Source organism: Klebsiella sp. 141203, assembly GCF_032601985.1.
GTDB classification, from domain to species: domain Bacteria; phylum Pseudomonadota; class Gammaproteobacteria; order Enterobacterales; family Enterobacteriaceae; genus Klebsiella; species Klebsiella aerogenes.
The window spans coordinates 1-16,393 of sequence record NZ_JAQIRL010000008.1 but is presented as its reverse complement, the minus strand read 5'-3'; the positions used below and the strand labels follow the sequence as shown (position 1 = coordinate 16,393).

The window sequence follows — 16,393 nt, the reverse complement described above, 5'->3', positions numbered from 1 at the left end:
GTAACAAAAACGCGTCAGTATCAGCCCACGCTCAACGGGGATCCCCAAGGTGCTTAGTGAGGCTCGATAACCATGTACTTATCCAGACATCCGACCAGTTACCCCACCCGGTATCAGGAAATTGCCGCCAGGCTTGAACAGGAGCTGCGCCATCACTATCGCTGCGGCGATTATTTGCCTGCGGAACAGCAGTTGGCGGCGCGCTTTGAAGTCAACCGCCACACCCTACGTCGCGCCATCGATCAGCTGGTGGAACGCGGCTGGGTCCAGCGCCGCCAGGGCGTCGGCGTGCTGGTATTGATGCGCCCCATCGACTACCCGCTCAACGCCCAGGCGCGTTTCAGCCAGAACCTGCTGGAACAAGGCAGCCACCCGACCAGCGAGAAGCTGTTGTCGGTGCTACGCCCGGCCAGCAGCCATGTCGCCGAAGCCTTTGGCATTGCCGAAGGTGAAACCGTCATTCATCTGCGCACCCTGCGCCGGGTCAACGGCGTGGCGCTGTGTTTGATTGACCACTACTTCGCCGACCTGCGCTTCTGGCCGGTGCTGCAAACCTTCACCCACGGTTCGCTACACGACCTGCTGCGCGACCAACTCGCCGTCGAACTGACCCGCGTGCGCACCAAAATCAGCGCCCGCCGCGCGCAGGCGAAAGAGAGCAAGCTGCTGGAAATCCCCAATATGGCGCCGCTGCTGTGCGTACGTACGCTCAATAGCCGCGAGGGCGAGACAGTCACGACGGAATACTCCGTCAGCCTGACCCGCGCCGACATGATTGAATTCACCATGGAGCACTGAATGCACTTCGATACCGCCACCCGCCAGCGCTGGATGTCCGTACTGGCCCACAGTGAACCGCAGGACCTTCTGGCGCGCATGCAATCGCTGCGGCTGGCGCCGGAGTATGAATTAATTCGCGCCCCGGAAACCGGACTGGTACAGCTCCAGGCGCGCATGGGCGGCATCGGCGATCGCTTCTTTGCCGGCGACGCCACCCTGACCCGCGCCGCCGTACGCCTGGCCGATGGCACCCTCGGCTACAGCTGGATTTTGGGCCGCGACCGCCCCCACGCCGAGCGCTGTGCGGCGATCGACGGCCTGCTGCAATCGCCTCACTATTTTCACACCTTAATGGAAACCCTCATTACCCCGCTGGAAGCACAACGCAGCGCGCGCCTTGATGCTCGCCGCGCCGAAGTCAACGCCAGCCGGGTCGACTTCTTTACTCTGGTTCGCGGAGATAACGCATGACATTACAAACCGCCTTTACCCTACCGGTGCAGGATGCCCAACACAGTTTCCGCCGCCTGCTGAAAGCAATGAGCGAGCCGGGAGTGATTGTCTCCCTGCAGCAGCTTCAGCACGGCTGGCAGCCGCTGAATATCGCCTCCACCAGCTTGCTGCTGACGCTGGCCGATCACGACACCCCGGTGTGGATGGCCGCCGCGCTGCATAACGATCTGGTCAGCCAAAATCTGCGCTTCCATACCGGCGCGACGCTGGTGGAACAGCCGCAGCAGGCGGTATTTGCCGTCACCTGCGACACCATCAGCGCCGAACAGCTTAATGTCCTTTCCGCCGGTACCGTGGCGGCGCCGGAAACCGGCGTCACGCTGATTGTTCAACTAGCCAGCCTGAGCGGCGGACGCATGCTGCGCCTGACCGGCGCGGGCATTGCCGAGGAGCGAATGATCGCCCCACAGCTGCCGGACTGCATCATCGACGAATTAACCGAACGCCCGCACCCGTTCCCACTGGGCATTGACCTGATCCTGACCTGCGGCGAGCGCCTGCTGGCTATCCCGCGTACCACCCACGTGGAGGTGTGCTAAATGTATGTTGCCGTCAAAGGCGGCGAGAAGGCGATTAGCGCCGCTCACGCTTTGCAAGAGCAGAAACGACGGGGCGATGGACGGCTTCCCGAACTGAGCGTTGACCAGATAAGCGAACAGCTCAGCCTGGCGGTGGACCGGGTGATGACCGAAGGCGGTATTGCCGACCGCGAACTGGCGGCGCTGGCGCTGAAGCAGGCCAGCGGCGATAACGTCGAAGCCATTTTCCTGCTGCGCGCCTACCGCACCACCCTGCCGCGGCTGGCGGTCAGCGAACCGGTTGATACCGCCGGTATGCGCCTGGAGCGCCGGATCTCCGCGGTGTACAAAGATATCCCCGGCGGCCAGCTGCTGGGCCCCACTTACGACTATACCCACCGCCTGCTCGATTTTGCCCTGCTGGCCAACGGCGGACCGCCGTCGGTGCAGAAAGCCGGTAGCGAAACGCAGCCGACGCCGCACGTCTTCAACCTGCTGGCGCAGCAGGGGCTGGCCAAAGCGGAAGCGGACTGCGGCGCGCCGCCTGACGATATCACCCGCACCCCGCCGGTCTATCCCTGCTCGCGCTCCTCGCGGCTGCAGCAACTGGTACGCGGCGATGAAGGCTATCTGCTGGCGCTGGCCTACTCAACCCAGCGCGGCTACGGCCGCAACCACCCGTTTGCCGGCGAGATCCGCAGCGGCTACGTGCAGGTGGAAATCGTGCCGGAAGAGCTGGGTTTTAGCGTCAATATTGGCGAGCTGTTGCTGACCGAATGCGAAATGGTCAACGGCTTTGTCGATCCAAAGGATGAGCCGCCGCACTTCACCCGCGGCTACGGCCTGACGTTTGGCATGAGCGAGCGTAAAGCGATGGCCATGGCGCTGGTCGACCGCGCCCTTCAGGCGCCGGAATACGGCGAAGAGATAAGCGGACCGGCCCAGGACGAAGAGTTCGTGCTGGCGCACGCCGATAACGTTGAAGCCGCCGGTTTCGTCTCGCATCTGAAACTGCCGCACTATGTCGATTTCCAGGCCGAACTGGCGCTGTTGAAACGCCTGCAACGGGAGAACGAACGTGGCTAACCCACTGACTGGCTATAACTTTGCTTATCTTGATGAGCAAACCAAGCGCATGATCCGCCGGGCGATATTGAAAGCGGTGGCCATTCCCGGCTATCAGGTGCCCTTCGGCGGCCGCGAAATGCCGATGCCCTACGGTTGGGGTACCGGCGGGATCCAACTGACCGCCAGCGTTATCGGCGAGAACGACGTACTGAAGGTCATCGATCAGGGCGCCGATGACACCACCAACGCGGTGTCGATCCGCCAGTTCTTTAAACGCGTAACCGGCGTCGCCACCACCGAACGCACCGAAGACGCCACCCTGATCCAGACCCGCCACCGGATCCCGGAAACGCCGCTGGTGGAAGATCAGATCCTGATCTATCAGGTGCCGATCCCGGAGCCGCTGCGCTTTATCGAACCGCGTGAAACCGAAACCCGCACCATGCACGCGCTGGAAGAGTACGGCGTAATGCAGGTGAAGCTGTATGAGGATATCGCCCGCTTCGGCCACATCGCCACCACCTACGCCTATCCGGTGAAGGTGAACGGCCGCTACGTGATGGACCCTTCGCCGATCCCGAAATTCGATAACCCCAAAATGCACATGATGCCGGCGCTGCAGCTGTTCGGCGCCGGGCGCGAAAAGCGTATCTACGCGGTACCGCCCTATACCGCAGTCGAAAGCCTCGATTTCGACGATCACCCGTTTAGCGTGCAGGAGTGGGATGAACCCTGCGCCATTTGCGGTTCGCGTCACAGCTATCTTGACGAAGTGGTGCTGGATGACAGCGGCCAGCGGATGTTTGTCTGCTCCGATACCGATTATTGCCGCCAACAGAGCGAGGCGCAGAAAAAATGAGCCAGCCGTTACTTGCAGTCAATCACCTGACCCATCTCTATGCGCCGGGCAAAGGTTTTAGCGATGTCTCTTTCGAGCTGTGGCCGGGCGAAGTGCTCGGTATCGTCGGTGAATCCGGCTCCGGCAAAACCACGCTGCTGAAAGCGATTTCCGCTCGTCTGGCGCCGCAACAGGGTGAAGTGCGGTATCAACAGCGCTCGCTGTACGCCATGAGCGAAGCCGAACGCCGCCGCCTGCTACGCACCGAATGGGGCGTCGTGCATCAGCACCCGATGGACGGCCTGCGTCGCCAGGTCTCGGCGGGCGGCAACATCGGCGAACGGCTGATGGCGACCGGCGCCCGCCACTACGGCGACATTCGCGCTACCGCCGAACGCTGGCTGCAGGAGGTGGAGATCCCGCCTTCCCGCATCGACGACCTGCCGACCACCTTTTCCGGCGGTATGCAGCAGCGCTTGCAAATCGCCCGCAATCTCGTGACGCAGCCGAAACTGGTGTTTATGGATGAACCCACCGGCGGGCTGGACGTCTCGGTACAGGCGCGCCTGCTCGATCTCCTGCGCGGGCTGGTGGTGGAGTTAGGGCTGGCGGCGGTGATCGTCACCCACGATCTCGGCGTCGCCCGCCTGCTGGCGAACCGTCTGCTGGTGATGAAACAAGGACAGGTGGTGGAAAGTGGCTTAACCGACCGGGTGCTCGACGATCCGCATCATCCTTACACCCAGCTGCTGGTGTCGTCGGTGTTGCAGAACTAACCCTCGGTGCCCTTCCCGGCGGCGCTGCGCTTGGCCGGGCTACAAATTCAGCGTAGCCCGGCCGAGCAACGCGACGCCGGGGAGGCACGAATGCTAATGAGGCTAAAAATGAACGCTATACGCGTTGAAAACATCCATAAAACCTTTGTTCTGCACCAACAACACGGCGTACGCCTGCCGGTGCTCGCCGACGCTTCGCTCACCGTTAACGCCGGGGAGTGCGTGGTGCTGCACGGCCATTCCGGCAGCGGTAAATCGACGCTGCTGCGCTCGCTGTACGCTAACTATCTGCCGGACAGCGGTCATATTCATATCCGCCACGGCGACGAATGGGTGGATCTGGTGACCGCCACGCCGCGCAAGGTGCTGGAAGTGCGTAAAACCACCATCGGCTGGGTCAGCCAATTTTTGCGGGTGATCCCGCGGATATCCGCGCTGGAAGTCGTCATGCAGCCGCTGCTCGACCTTGGTACGCCCCGCGAAGAGAGCGCCGCTAAAGCCGCCCGTCTGCTGAGCCATCTCAACGTGCCGGAGCGTCTGTGGCATCTGGCACCATCCACCTTTTCCGGCGGCGAACAGCAGCGGGTCAACATCGCCCGCGGTTTTGCGGTCGACTATCCGATTTTACTCCTTGATGAACCCACCGCCTCGTTGGATACCAACAACAGCGCCGCGGTGGTGGCGCTGATCCAGCAGGCTAAAGCCCGCGGCACGGCCATCGTCGGTATTTTCCATGATGAAACGGTACGCGGCCAGGTCGCCGACCGCCTGCACCCAATGGGTATCACAGTATGATAATCAATAACGTAAAGCTGGTACTGGAAGACGAAACCATCGACGGTTCGCTGGAAGTGCAGGAGGGACGAATTTACGCCTTTGCCGAGAGCCAGAGCCGGCTGCCCGGCGCCCTCGATGGCGAAGGAGGCTGGCTGCTGCCGGGGCTTATCGAACTCCATACCGATAACCTGGATAAATTCTTCACCCCGCGGCCAAAGGTTGACTGGCCTGCACACTCGGCGATGAGCAGCCACGATGCTTTAATGGTCGCCAGCGGCATCACCACCGTACTCGACGCCGTGGCGATTGGCGACGTGCGCGACGGCGGCGACCGCCTTGAGAATCTGGAAAAGATGATCAACGCGGTGGAAGAGACGCAAAAACGCGGGCTTAACCGCGCCGAGCACCGCCTGCATCTGCGCTGTGAACTGCCGCACCACACCACCTTGCCGCTGTTTGAAAAGCTGGTCGACCGCGAGCCGGTCACTCTGGTGTCGCTGATGGATCACTCGCCGGGTCAACGCCAGTTCGCCAACCGCGAAAAATATCGCGAATATTATCAGGGTAAATATCAGCTCAGCAGCGAGCAGATGCTACGCTTCGAAGAGGAGCAAATGGCGCTGGCGGCGGCCTGGTCGCAGCCTAATCGCCAGGCTATCGCCGCGATGTGCCGGGAGCGCCAAATCGCTCTCGCCAGCCACGACGACGCCACTCATGAACATGTCGCCGAATCCCACCTGCTTGGCAGCGTGATCGCCGAGTTTCCCACCACATTGGCCGCCGCGCAGGCTTCGCGCCAGCATGGAATGAATGTGTTGATGGGGGCGCCAAATATCGTGCGCGGCGGCTCGCATTCCGGCAATGTCGCCGCGCATCAACTGGCCGCCAGCGGCCTGTTAGATATTCTCTCTTCCGACTACTACCCCGCCAGCCTGCTTGATGCCGCTTTCCGCATCGCCGATAGCGACGACAACGCTTTTACGCTGGCGCAGGCTGTCCGTTTGGTCAGCAAACATCCGGCGCAGGCGCTGGGTCTGCATGACCGCGGCGTCATCGCCGAAGGCAAACGCGCCGATCTGGTGCTGGCGCACCGCCGCGGCGAGCACGTCCATATCGACCACGTCTGGCGTCAGGGAAAGAGGGTCTTTTAATGCCTGGAAAACTGATTTGGCTGGTCGGCCCTTCCGGGTCGGGAAAAGATAGCCTGCTGGCCGCGCTGCGCCAGCGTGAGCATCCGCAACTGCTGGTCGCGCATCGCTACATCACCCGCCCGCACCAGGCGGGCTGCGAGAACCATATTGCGCTGAGCGAGCATGAGTTTTTCACCCGTGCCGAGCGTAATCTTTTCGCGCTAAGCTGGCATGCCAACAATAATTACTATGGCGTCGGCATAGAGATCGACCTCTGGCTGCATGCCGGTTTTGATGTCGTCGCCAACGGCTCGCGCGCGCATCTGGCGCAGGCGCGGGAACGTTACGATGACGTACTGGTACCAATTTGTCTCGAAGTCTCGCCACAGGTATTGCGCCAGCGGCTGGAACAGCGCGGCCGGGAAAATGCCGTGGAAATCGCCCAACGCCTGCAACGCGCCGCGCGTTATAAACCGGCCGACTGCCTGACGTTGAATAACGACGGCAGCCTCGGGCAATCGGTAGAGCGTTTCTTCCAGCTGTTGCGCCAGCACGCCGGGCGTGAAGAGAATCAGCATGCCTGAGGGTAAGGTAATACGATGAGCCTGACGATCCGCCTGACCGGCACCGGCGGCGCCCAGCAGGTGCCGGTCTTCGGCTGCGACTGCGCCGCCTGCCAGCGCGCCCGCGTCGATGCGCGCTATCGCCGCCGCCCCTGCAGCGCGGTGGTGCGCTTTAACCATGCGGTCACGCTGCTCGACGCCGGGCTGGCGGATCTGGCGGAACGCCAGCCCGCGGGCAGCTTCCAGCAAATTTTATTGACGCATTACCATATGGACCACGTACAGGGGCTGTTCCCCCTGCGCTGGGGGATGGGCGATCCGATTGCGGTGTACGGCCCGCCGGATGACATCGGCTGCGACGATCTGTTTAAACATCCCGGCATCCTCGATTTTAGCCACGCCGTTACCCCCTTCACGGTATTTGAACTACAGGGGCTACAGGTCACGCCGCTGCCGTTAATCCACTCGAAGCTGACCTACGGCTATCTGCTGGAGTCGGCGCACAGCCGGGTGGCATGGCTTGCGGATACCGCCGGGCTGCCGGAGAAGACGCTGAAGTTTTTACTTAATAATCAGCCGCAGGTGATTGTCATCGATTGCAGCTACGAGCCCAGGGCGCAGACGCCGCGCAACCACAGCGACTTGAATACCGTGCGCGCACTGAACCAGGTACTTGGCTGCCCGCGGGTGATCCTCACCCATATCAGCCATCAGTTCGACCGCTGGATGATGACTAACCCGCTGCCGAAAGGTTTCGAGGCGGGATACGACGGCATGGAGATCGTGCTGGATTAGCATTATCAGTTATGGCTCATGAATCGCTGCGTTAATGGCACCTTCCTCTATTACAAACAGGACGATCTCGGCTTTGTCAGCACTATCAAAAGAGAGCTCCGCTATTGAATTCGTGGAGATAAATAGCCGAACCGTTCCCCCTACTTCTGAGTGTGATATCTCGTAAAACCCGTTTTCATACGTTCAATCTCCAGATAAATATAATCCTAAATTTTTGTTTTAACTTCATTCTCACTTCATAAAACACAATTACTCTGCCATAAAATAGAGTTTTATACAGGATGTTTTCTATGCAGATTGGACGAATATTATATCATGTATGGTGGTTTATATTTTTTGGCCCATTGTTCGGCGTACCGGCAGGGATCATCACTTTGGGGCTCTTTGATACTAACAGTTTCGCCGATTATTTATTTCACATTACGCCACTGCTCCCTATCCTGATATTCTTTGGCTATTACTGGGGGGCTATTCCTGCGTTATTGACCGGAGCTATCGTTGGCTGTCTGCCTCGCTGTATTTATAATTATTGCTGGCTGAGAATAATGTTTAGCGGACTCATTGGCGCGGCTATCGCTTTCTGCTTCAGATACATTATTGATATTAACGGGTACGATATTTTTGCTAATGAAATGTTATGGGTAATGGCTAGCGCAGGTCTTTTTTCAGGGTTGGTTATGGGGTGGTTGATTGTTAAAATATCAAACATTGATGATTTACCCATTCGTAAAGATATTGAAACTAAAACCTAACGAGCAGATGGATACTCTAGAAATATATATTATGTATTGGTTGCAAATATAAAATTCAGGCAATTTTATTCTCGATACTGTTAAAGCAATGATACCAATCACGCCTTTCGGCTGGTTTTTTTTGCTTCATTCCAGCGCGGTTAACCGGTCACATCATCGCCTATCTTCTCACATTTTTACTTGTGACCGGGCTATTCTCCGACGCGCTGATGAGTTGATTATCCCAAGGCTACCGTTCGCTCAAAAATAAGCTTAGTAACTGTCGTCGAGACGGCGCTGATCGCTTTCCAACTGGCGGCGATCGCTATCGAGCTGGCGCTGGCGCTCATCCAGCTGGCGACGGCGGTCATCAAGCTGGCGCTGGCGATCGTTATATTGCTGCTGATTATCCCTACGCTGCTGGCGGCTGCCCTGATAGCTGCCGTCATCGTAGCGTCCGTCGTCATAGCGCCCGTCGTCGTCGGAACGGCTGCTGCCCGGATTGTAGGCATCGTTGATGGCTTGCTGAATATTACCAATAGCGTCATCAATAATATCGGCGTGGGCCAATTGGCTGCTCAGCGCCAGCGTGCAAAAAAACAGAGCGGTTGCGTAACGTTTCATCGGGGCCAGTCTCATCAGGGTACTGGCGGTACCTTAATCAACCGTATGTGCGGCGTGTAGCGGAGGAATCTCAAATCCGCGCCATCGCCGCACGCAACGCCTGCGCCAGCTGCGTACGGGTAAAAGGCTTGCGCAGCCGTTCCACCTCCGGCAACGCCGGGTTATGCGCCGGGCGCAAATCCTGGCCGCTAATCAATAGCAGCGCCACCGCCGGGAAACGGCGTTGCGCTTCGTAAATTACCTCGGCGCCGCTCAGCCCGCCGGGGAGCATTAAATCGCTAATCAACAACGCGATATCCCTGGAGGCCGCCAGCATCTGCAGCGCCTGCTCGCCGCTTTGCGCCTCCAGCGTCAGCCAGCCCAGCTGATGCAACTGCTCGCATAACGTCTGGCGCACATCGGCTTCATCCTCAAGCACCAAAGCCAGCCGCTCGCCGCTCGTCATCGGTTCGCTATCCAACGGCGCTCGTTCATCCTCCGCCGCTGACGTGGCTCGCGGCAGCTGTAAACGTACGGTGGTGCCCTGCCCCGGCGCGCTTTCAATCGCCACACGCCCGCCCGACTGGCGCACAAAACCGTACACCATCGACAGCCCAAGCCCGCTGCCGCTACCGGTCTGTTTGGTGGTAAAGAAGGGCTCGAAGACCTGCGTTTTTATCTCCTGCGACATGCCGCAGCCGTGATCAATCACCTCCAGCGCCACCATATCCTGACGTCGTCCATCGCTACGGGTAACCCGCTGGTTCCAGGTGCGCAGCGCGATAACGCCTGGCCGTCCCTCCATGGCGTCGCGAGCGTTCATCACCAGATTGATAATCGCGTTTTCCAGTTGCCCGACATCGATCCACGCCGGCCAGGCGGGAGACTGCGCTTCAATTTCGAGACGCAACGATGCGGGGAGCGAATGGCGCATCAGTTCACAGACGTTCTCCAGCAATGGCTGTAGCGCCACCGCCTGCGGGTTCAGCGCCTGTTTACGCGAAAAGGCCAGCAGCCGCTGAGTAAGTAAGGCGCCGCGTTCGGCGGCCTTCAGCGCCCGCGATATCCGCGGCGCATCGCGCTCATCCGGCTGTACCAGTTCGAGGCTGCCGATAATAACCGCCAGCAGGTTGTTAAAATCGTGCGCCAGGCCGCCGGTCAGTTGGCCGACGGCTTTCATTTTTTGGCTATGCAGCAGCGCCTCTTCCAGCCCCTGTCGCTCAATGCGGTCAATTTCCATCTGGGTGGTTTTCTCCCGCAGCAGGCGGGTGGTGTGCTCAAGGGAAGCGGTATTACGGGCGAAAACGTTAAAGGCGCGCGCCAGTTCGCCAAGCTCATCGCGCCGCTGCAGAGCCGGCACCGTCACATTCTGCTCGCCGTGCGCCAGCCGCGACATCGCGCCGGATATCGCGTTCAGATTAAGGCCGAGATTACGATAAATATACCAACCGGCGCAGCCGGTAATCGCCAGCGCCAGCAGCGCGGCCAGCAGGATAAATGTGCTGATGGAGCGCAACTGCTGGTGGCTTTGCGCCGCCCGTGCCTCAGATGCCTGGGCTACTCTGGCAACATACTGATTAATATCATCATTAAGCAGCGCAACCAGCGCTTTGATATGAAACATATACCAGCCTATCGCCAGATCGCTCTCTTCAAGCTGCGCCGATAGCGGCGCCAGCCGCGCCAACTCGTCGTTGAAATCCGGCAGGATAAACGCCCGCTCTGAATCGCTATCGTTGCGCGGTAAAAAGCGTCTGATGTCATCGAGCTGCAGGACGATCGAGCGCGGCGTCGCAGTGTGTATCGCGGCGACGATCAACCGGTCCATCTCGTTTAAACGCTGAGGATCGATCGCCGGTTTACCATCGCGATCGTTGAGATCCTGCAAATGGCGCAAATAGCTCTGGTTTTGATACAGCGCGCTCAGCAGTTCATTGCGCTGCAGATGGCGGCGTTGCCCGCGTTCCAGCATGCCGGCGACGCTCTGCTGCAGCTCGTTGCTGCGGCGAATAATGCTCGCCACCAGCGTCTGTTCCTGCCGCGCCAGCGGCGCCGAGGCCAGTTGTCCAAGCGAATGCTTCAGCGCCTGTTGGGTTTCCAGCAGCCGTTCCGCTTCGCTTTTATACTCCAGCGCGCCTACTACCTGCGACAGCCGTACCGCCGCGGTGGCGACGTTCGCGGTATCACGCGCCAGATTCATACTGCCGCTCATGTCGGTAAGCGTTTGCAGCTGCACCTGCTCCTGCAACTGACTGGCATGGCGAAAACCGAAAATCGCCACTCCGGCGACCATTAACGTAACCGCCACCATCAACAAGTTAAATGACAGCAGGCGACCGCGGGCGCTAACGAAAAAGTACGGATGGCGAGAAGACATGGCGACTCCGGTCAGGCGTTTTCTCCCATCATTCCCGCACTATCGCCGAAGGTGAAGAAAATTTCTCGGCGTAATTGTGATCTGCATTAACTATTCAAAAATATGACAATTATGAATGGCCGATGACATCACTCATTTACGTTGCGGTGATGAAGTGCCGACATCAACAACGCAGCCAGGAGAGCAGGCATGCAGGGAACACCGGTGCTATCCATGCGCAACATCGCCAAAGTTTTCGGCAAGTTTTATGCGCTAAAAGGGGTGGATCTGACGGTCTGGCCCGGCGAGATCCACGCGCTGATGGGCGAAAACGGCGCGGGAAAAAGCACGTTGATGAAGATCCTCGCCGGCGCCTATACCGCCTCCAGCGGCGAGATCCTGATCGACGGACAACCACAGACGATCAGAGGCCCGAAGGATGCGCTGGCGGCAGGGATCACCTTGATCTATCAGGAGATGCAGCTGGCGCCTAACCTCACCGTCGCGGAAAACATTTTCCTCGGCAGCGAGCTTTCCCGCGGCGGTCTGGTACAACGTAAAGAGATGGAGTCCCAGGCGCAGGCGGTTATCGACCGGCTCGGCGCGCAGTTCAAAGCCAGCGACCGGGTGATGAAGCTGACTATCGCCGAACAGCAGCAGGTGGAAATCGCCCGCGCGCTGCATCGCAACAGCCGCATTCTGGTGATGGATGAACCTACCGCCGCCCTCTCCTCGCGGGAAACGCAGCGCCTGTTTGAGCTGATTTTGCGCCTGCGCGATGAAGGGATGGCAATCATCTACATCAGCCACCGCATGGCGGAGGTGTATGAACTCTCCGACCGGGTCAGCGTGCTGCGCGATGGCCAGTATGTCGGCAGCCTCACCCGCGACCACCTTAGCGCCCCCGAATTAGTACGCATGATGGTTGGCCGTCCGCTCAGCGATCTGTTCAATAAAGAGCGCGATATCCCGCGCGGCCAGCCGCGCCTGCGGGTGCAGGATCTCAGCGACGGCGGCAAAGTGCATCCCAGCAGCCTGGTGGTGCACGCCGGGGAAATCGTTGGCCTGGCCGGGCTGGTCGGCGCCGGGCGTTCCGAGCTGGCGCAGCTGATTTTCGGCGTCCGTAAAGCGACGGGCGGGGTGATTGAAATCGACGGCGAACCGGTTGTTATTCACTCGCCGCGCGAAGCGATCGACCTCGGGATCGGCTTTCTGACCGAAAACCGTAAGGAACAGGGTCTATTTCTCGAACTGGCGGCGCAGGAGAACATCACCATGGCGACGCTTGAGCGCGACGCCAATTGGGGGATGCTCGACCGTAAGAAGGCGCAAACCATCTCCGATGACGCCATCCAGCTGCTGAACATCCGCGTCCCACATGCCCAGGTACGCGCCGGCGGGCTTTCCGGCGGCAATCAGCAAAAGCTGCTGATTTCACGCTGGGTGGCGATCGGCCCGCGCATTCTCATTCTGGATGAGCCGACCCGCGGCGTTGACGTCGGCGCCAAAAGCGAGATTTACCGCATCATGAATCAGATGGCCCGCCAGGGCGTCGCCATTTTAATGATCTCCAGCGAATTGCCGGAAATCGTAGGCATGAGCGACCGGGTATACGTGATGCGCGAAGGCGCTATCGCCGGCAAGTTGCAGGTTGGCGAGATTAGTCAGGAAAGCATTATGACGCTGGCGACCGGCGTGAACGATTCTCACCTTAAGGCAGGACAAGCATGAGCATACCGAAAGAGACCTCCGCGCCGGCGGCGAAATCCGCCTCGGCAAAAAAAATGCTGATGGGCGACCTGATGCAAACCGTCGGCATCCTGCCGATTTTAATCCTGATCGTCGCGGTGTTCGGCTTCGTCGCGCCGAATTTCTTTACTGAAAGCAACCTGCTGAATATTACCCGCCAGTCCTCCATCAACATCGTGCTGGCGGCGGGGATGACCTTTATTATTCTGACCGGCGGTATCGATCTGTCGGTGGGGTCAATTCTCGGCACCACCGCGGTTGCGGCGATGGTGGTATCGCTCATCCCACAATTCGCGATGCTGTCGATTCCGGCGGCCCTGATGCTCGGCCTGCTGCTCGGGCTGTTCAACGGCGCGCTGGTGGCCTTCGCCGGACTACCGCCGTTTATTGTCACCCTTGGCACCTACACCGCGCTGCGCGGCGCCGCCTATCTGCTAGCCGACGGCACCACGGTGATCAACTCCGATATTAGTTTTGAATGGATCGGCAATAACTATCTCGGCCCGGTGCCGTGGCTGGTGGTGATTGCGCTGGCGGTCGTGGCGGTGTGCTGGTTTATCCTGCGCCGCACCACCCTCGGTATTCATATTTACGCCGTCGGCGGCAATATGCAGGCGGCGCGGCTGACGGGAATTAAAGTCTGGCTGGTGCTGCTGTTCGTCTACGGCATGAGCGGGCTGCTTTCCGGGCTCGGCGGGGTGATGAGCGCCTCCCGGCTGTACAGCGCCAACGGCAACCTCGGCGTCGGCTATGAGCTGGACGCCATTGCCGCGGTGATCCTCGGCGGTACCAGTTTCGTCGGCGGTATCGGCACCATCACCGGTACGCTGGTGGGGGCGCTGATTATCGCCACCCTCAACAACGGCATGACGCTGATGGGCGTCTCCTACTTCTGGCAATTGGTGATCAAAGGGGCGGTGATCATCATAGCGGTGCTGATCGACAAATACCGTACCCGACACCACCAAAGTGCATAACAACAACATCTTACCTGCGAGGAAAAGCGAATGCGTTTAAAACCGATAGTGACCGCGCTGTGTGCCGGCGCGCTGCTGGCCGCCTCCCCTTTTGCGTCGGCCAAAGATCTACAAGCGATAGGCGTGACGGTAGGCGACCTCGCCAACCCGTTCTTCGTGCAAATTACCAAGGGGGCCGAGCTGGAAGCGCGCAAGCTGGCGGGGGATAAAGTGAAGGTCACGCTGGTGTCGAGCGGCTACGACCTGGGACAGCAGGTGGCGCAGATAGATAACTTTATCGCCGCCAAAGTCGATATGATCATCCTCAACGCCGCTGATTCAAAAGGTATCGGCCCGGCAGTGAAACGGGCGAAAGAGGCCGGGATCGTGGTGGTGGCGGTTGACGTCGCCGCCGAAGGCGCGGATGCCACCATCACCTCCGATAACACCCAAGCGGGCGCTATGGCCTGTAAATACATTAGCGATCGCCTGAACAACAAAGGCAACGTGGTGATTATTAACGGGCCGCCGGTTTCCGCGGTGCAGAACCGCGTCGAAGGCTGCGAAACCGAATTCAAAAAACATCCGGATATCAAAATCCTCTCCGCCAACCAGAACGCTAAAGGCAGTCGCGAAGGCGGACTGGAAGTGATGACGTCGCTGCTGGCGGCAAATCCGAAGATTGACGGCGTGTTCGCGATTAACGATCCGACGGCGATTGGCGCCGATCTGGCGGCGAAACAGGCGCAACGCAGCGAGTTCTTTATCGTGGGCGTCGACGGCAGCCCGGACGGCGAAGAGGCGCTGAAGCGTAAGAATTCGCTATTCGTCGCCACGCCGGCGCAGGACCCGCAGGTCATGGCGGCGAAGGCGGTGGAAATCGGTTATGACATTTTGCAGGGCAAGCCCGCGCCGACCGCGCCGGTGCTGATCCCGGTGAAGATGATCGATAAAAATAACGTCAGCAGCTATAAGGGCTGGACGGTGAAATAACGCTGCAAAGCGGCTGACGGGTCTCCCCTTAGGCCGCTTTGTCGTTATGGATAACGTCAGCGGAGAAAACGTAGCCCAGCCCGCGCAGGGTTTTAATCAACGTGGGCTGGTGCGGATTGACCTCAATTTTACGCCGCAGGCGCATGATCAGCACATCGATCGTGCGGTCGAATACCTCCATGCTCTCATTATGGGTCAGCGCCAGCAGCTGTTCACGGTTCAGTACCCGGCGGGCGTTTTGCGCCAGCGCCAGCAACAATCCATATTCCCCCTGGGTTAACGCCACGCTCTGCTGCTGGGGATTAAACAGCTCACAACGGCGGGTATCCAGCCGCCAGCCGTTAAACAACAGGCCATGATCTCCGCCCGGCACGAGGCTTTCCGTGCCGATCGCCCCGCTGCGCCGCAGCACCGCCTTGACGCGCGCCACCACTACCCGCGCGTTGAACGGCTTGGCGATATAATCGTCGGCGCCCATTTCCAGCCCGACCACCACATCCGATTCGCTTCCCAGGCCGGAAAGCATTATCACCGGTAGCTCAGGCCGCGTGCGCTGCAGCTGTTGCAACACCAGCAATCCATTGGTATCCGGCAAGATCATATCCAGCAGCGCCAGCGCAATATCTGCGCGCCGGGCGACCGTCGCCAGCGCTTCGCCGCCGTTCTGGCAGGCCACTACCTCGAACGCGTGGGCGCCGAGCACGTCGCTCAGCAGCTCGCAGATCGCGGCGTCATCATCAATCACTAGAATGACCGGTTTCATGGTTTACCTCTGCCTGGCGGGAATAGTGTCAGTCTGGTCGATTGTGCAAGCAGGCGACGACAAATCCATTTTTCGCTGCCGTTTTTATAATCGGCGTCACATCTCCGGGCTTTTCGTCACGTCAAAACTGACGATGACCTGTTTTTCGTCAGCATTTTGCCCAAAAAAGCCGCGTACTATCCGTCAATACCCACAATGAAAACATGGCATAGAAGATGCATAGTGACGGTCGATTGCGCGTCAGCGCTAATTGATTAACTGGAGCAAAACCGATGAAAAAAGTCGTCACGGTTTGCCCGTATTGCGCATCAGGTTGCAAAATCAACCTGGTGGTCGATAACGGCAAAATCGTCCGGGCTGAGGCGGCGCAGGGGAAAACCAATCAGGGAACCCTGTGTCTGAAAGGCTATTATGGCTGGGACTTCATTAACGATACCCAGATCCTGACCCCGCGTCTCAAAACCCCCATGATCCGTCGCCAGCG

Annotated in this window: 18 protein-coding genes; 15 read left to right on the top strand and 3 right to left on the bottom strand. The window is 59.3% G+C overall.

All coding sequences use genetic code 11. The features are described from left to right. Nucleotides 1–72: 72 nt before the first annotated feature. From phnF to PGR29_RS22675, 11 genes are all read left to right on the top strand, one after another. Complete coding sequence (gene phnF / locus PGR29_RS22725; RefSeq protein ID WP_047065952.1) at nucleotides 73–798, top strand: phosphonate metabolism transcriptional regulator PhnF; 726 nt, start codon at nucleotides 73–75, stop codon at nucleotides 796–798. Continuing rightward, a complete protein-coding gene (gene phnG / locus PGR29_RS22720; RefSeq protein WP_015368696.1) occupies nucleotides 799–1,251 on the top strand; it encodes a phosphonate C-P lyase system protein PhnG in 453 nt (150 codons plus the stop codon). Next, complete coding sequence (gene phnH / locus PGR29_RS22715; RefSeq protein ID WP_316425368.1) at nucleotides 1,248–1,832, top strand: phosphonate C-P lyase system protein PhnH; 585 nt, start codon at nucleotides 1,248–1,250, stop codon at nucleotides 1,830–1,832. Before phnG ends, phnH begins: the two co-directional genes overlap by 4 nt. Further along, a complete protein-coding gene (locus PGR29_RS22710; protein WP_316425367.1) occupies nucleotides 1,833–2,897 on the top strand; it encodes a carbon-phosphorus lyase complex subunit PhnI in 1,065 nt (354 codons plus the stop codon). It begins immediately after the preceding gene. After that, the gene (locus tag PGR29_RS22705) at nucleotides 2,890–3,738 is read left to right on the top strand and encodes an alpha-D-ribose 1-methylphosphonate 5-phosphate C-P-lyase PhnJ (protein ID WP_015368699.1); all 849 of its coding nucleotides are present in this window, start codon (nucleotides 2,890–2,892) and stop codon (nucleotides 3,736–3,738) included. The genes PGR29_RS22710 and PGR29_RS22705 overlap by 8 nt, the downstream gene beginning before the upstream one ends. Further along, on the top strand, nucleotides 3,735–4,493 hold the full coding sequence (gene phnK, locus PGR29_RS22700) for a phosphonate C-P lyase system protein PhnK (protein WP_042894298.1): 759 nt from the start codon (nucleotides 3,735–3,737) through the stop codon (nucleotides 4,491–4,493). Before PGR29_RS22705 ends, phnK begins: the two co-directional genes overlap by 4 nt. Nucleotides 4,494–4,601: 108 nt before the next feature. Then, nucleotides 4,602–5,288 (top strand): phosphonate C-P lyase system protein PhnL, encoded by a 687-nt coding sequence (gene phnL / locus PGR29_RS22695; RefSeq protein WP_213795078.1) that lies wholly within the window; start codon nucleotides 4,602–4,604, stop codon nucleotides 5,286–5,288. Continuing rightward, the gene (gene phnM / locus PGR29_RS22690; protein WP_271031626.1) at nucleotides 5,285–6,421 is read left to right on the top strand and encodes an alpha-D-ribose 1-methylphosphonate 5-triphosphate diphosphatase; all 1,137 of its coding nucleotides are present in this window, start codon (nucleotides 5,285–5,287) and stop codon (nucleotides 6,419–6,421) included. The genes phnL and phnM overlap by 4 nt, the downstream gene beginning before the upstream one ends. Then, a complete protein-coding gene (gene phnN / locus PGR29_RS22685; RefSeq protein ID WP_316425366.1) occupies nucleotides 6,421–6,984 on the top strand; it encodes a ribose 1,5-bisphosphokinase in 564 nt (187 codons plus the stop codon). Before phnM ends, phnN begins: the two co-directional genes overlap by 1 nt. Before the next feature lie 15 nt (nucleotides 6,985–6,999). Beyond that, nucleotides 7,000–7,758 carry a phosphonate metabolism protein PhnP gene (gene phnP / locus PGR29_RS22680; protein ID WP_316425365.1) on the top strand — a complete coding sequence of 253 codons (759 nt, stop codon included), beginning with the start codon at nucleotides 7,000–7,002 and terminating at the stop codon, nucleotides 7,756–7,758. Between the two features lie 290 nt (nucleotides 7,759–8,048). Next, a complete protein-coding gene (locus PGR29_RS22675) occupies nucleotides 8,049–8,510 on the top strand; it encodes a hypothetical protein (RefSeq protein WP_316425364.1) in 462 nt (153 codons plus the stop codon). 252 nt (nucleotides 8,511–8,762) lie between these two features. Here PGR29_RS22675 and yjdP read toward each other — a convergent pair whose 3' ends face one another. Beyond that, nucleotides 8,763–9,113 (bottom strand): DDRRRQL repeat protein YjdP, encoded by a 351-nt coding sequence (gene yjdP, locus PGR29_RS22670; RefSeq protein WP_316425363.1) that lies wholly within the window; start codon nucleotides 9,111–9,113, stop codon nucleotides 8,763–8,765. A gap of 70 nt (nucleotides 9,114–9,183) precedes the next feature. After that, a complete protein-coding gene (locus PGR29_RS22665; RefSeq protein ID WP_316425362.1) occupies nucleotides 9,184–11,469 on the bottom strand; it encodes an ATP-binding protein in 2,286 nt (761 codons plus the stop codon). A 189-nt stretch (nucleotides 11,470–11,658) separates the two neighbouring features. Between PGR29_RS22665 and PGR29_RS22660 the strand changes: the two genes are divergently transcribed. Genes PGR29_RS22660 through PGR29_RS22650 form a run of 3 tightly spaced genes read left to right on the top strand, consistent with a single transcriptional unit; the run spans nucleotide 11,659 to nucleotide 15,146 of the window. Beyond that, the gene (locus PGR29_RS22660) at nucleotides 11,659–13,179 is read left to right on the top strand and encodes a sugar ABC transporter ATP-binding protein (protein WP_316425361.1); all 1,521 of its coding nucleotides are present in this window, start codon (nucleotides 11,659–11,661) and stop codon (nucleotides 13,177–13,179) included. Beyond that, nucleotides 13,176–14,174, top strand: coding sequence for an ABC transporter permease subunit (locus PGR29_RS22655; protein ID WP_045380370.1), 999 nt, complete (start codon nucleotides 13,176–13,178; stop codon nucleotides 14,172–14,174). The genes PGR29_RS22660 and PGR29_RS22655 overlap by 4 nt, the downstream gene beginning before the upstream one ends. A 30-nt stretch (nucleotides 14,175–14,204) precedes the next feature. Beyond that, a complete protein-coding gene (locus PGR29_RS22650; RefSeq protein WP_087859227.1) occupies nucleotides 14,205–15,146 on the top strand; it encodes an ABC transporter substrate-binding protein in 942 nt (313 codons plus the stop codon). A gap of 28 nt (nucleotides 15,147–15,174) precedes the next feature. On the opposite strand, the gene PGR29_RS22645 is transcribed toward PGR29_RS22650, so the two are convergent. Next, nucleotides 15,175–15,909 carry a response regulator transcription factor gene (locus PGR29_RS22645; protein WP_316425360.1) on the bottom strand — a complete coding sequence of 245 codons (735 nt, stop codon included), beginning with the start codon at nucleotides 15,907–15,909 and terminating at the stop codon, nucleotides 15,175–15,177. A 272-nt stretch (nucleotides 15,910–16,181) separates the two neighbouring features. Here PGR29_RS22645 and PGR29_RS22640 point away from each other — a divergent pair. Continuing rightward, nucleotides 16,182–16,393 (top strand): spermidine/putrescine ABC transporter substrate-binding protein (locus PGR29_RS22640; RefSeq protein WP_047078516.1); only part of this gene is annotated, 212 nt, incomplete at its 3' end.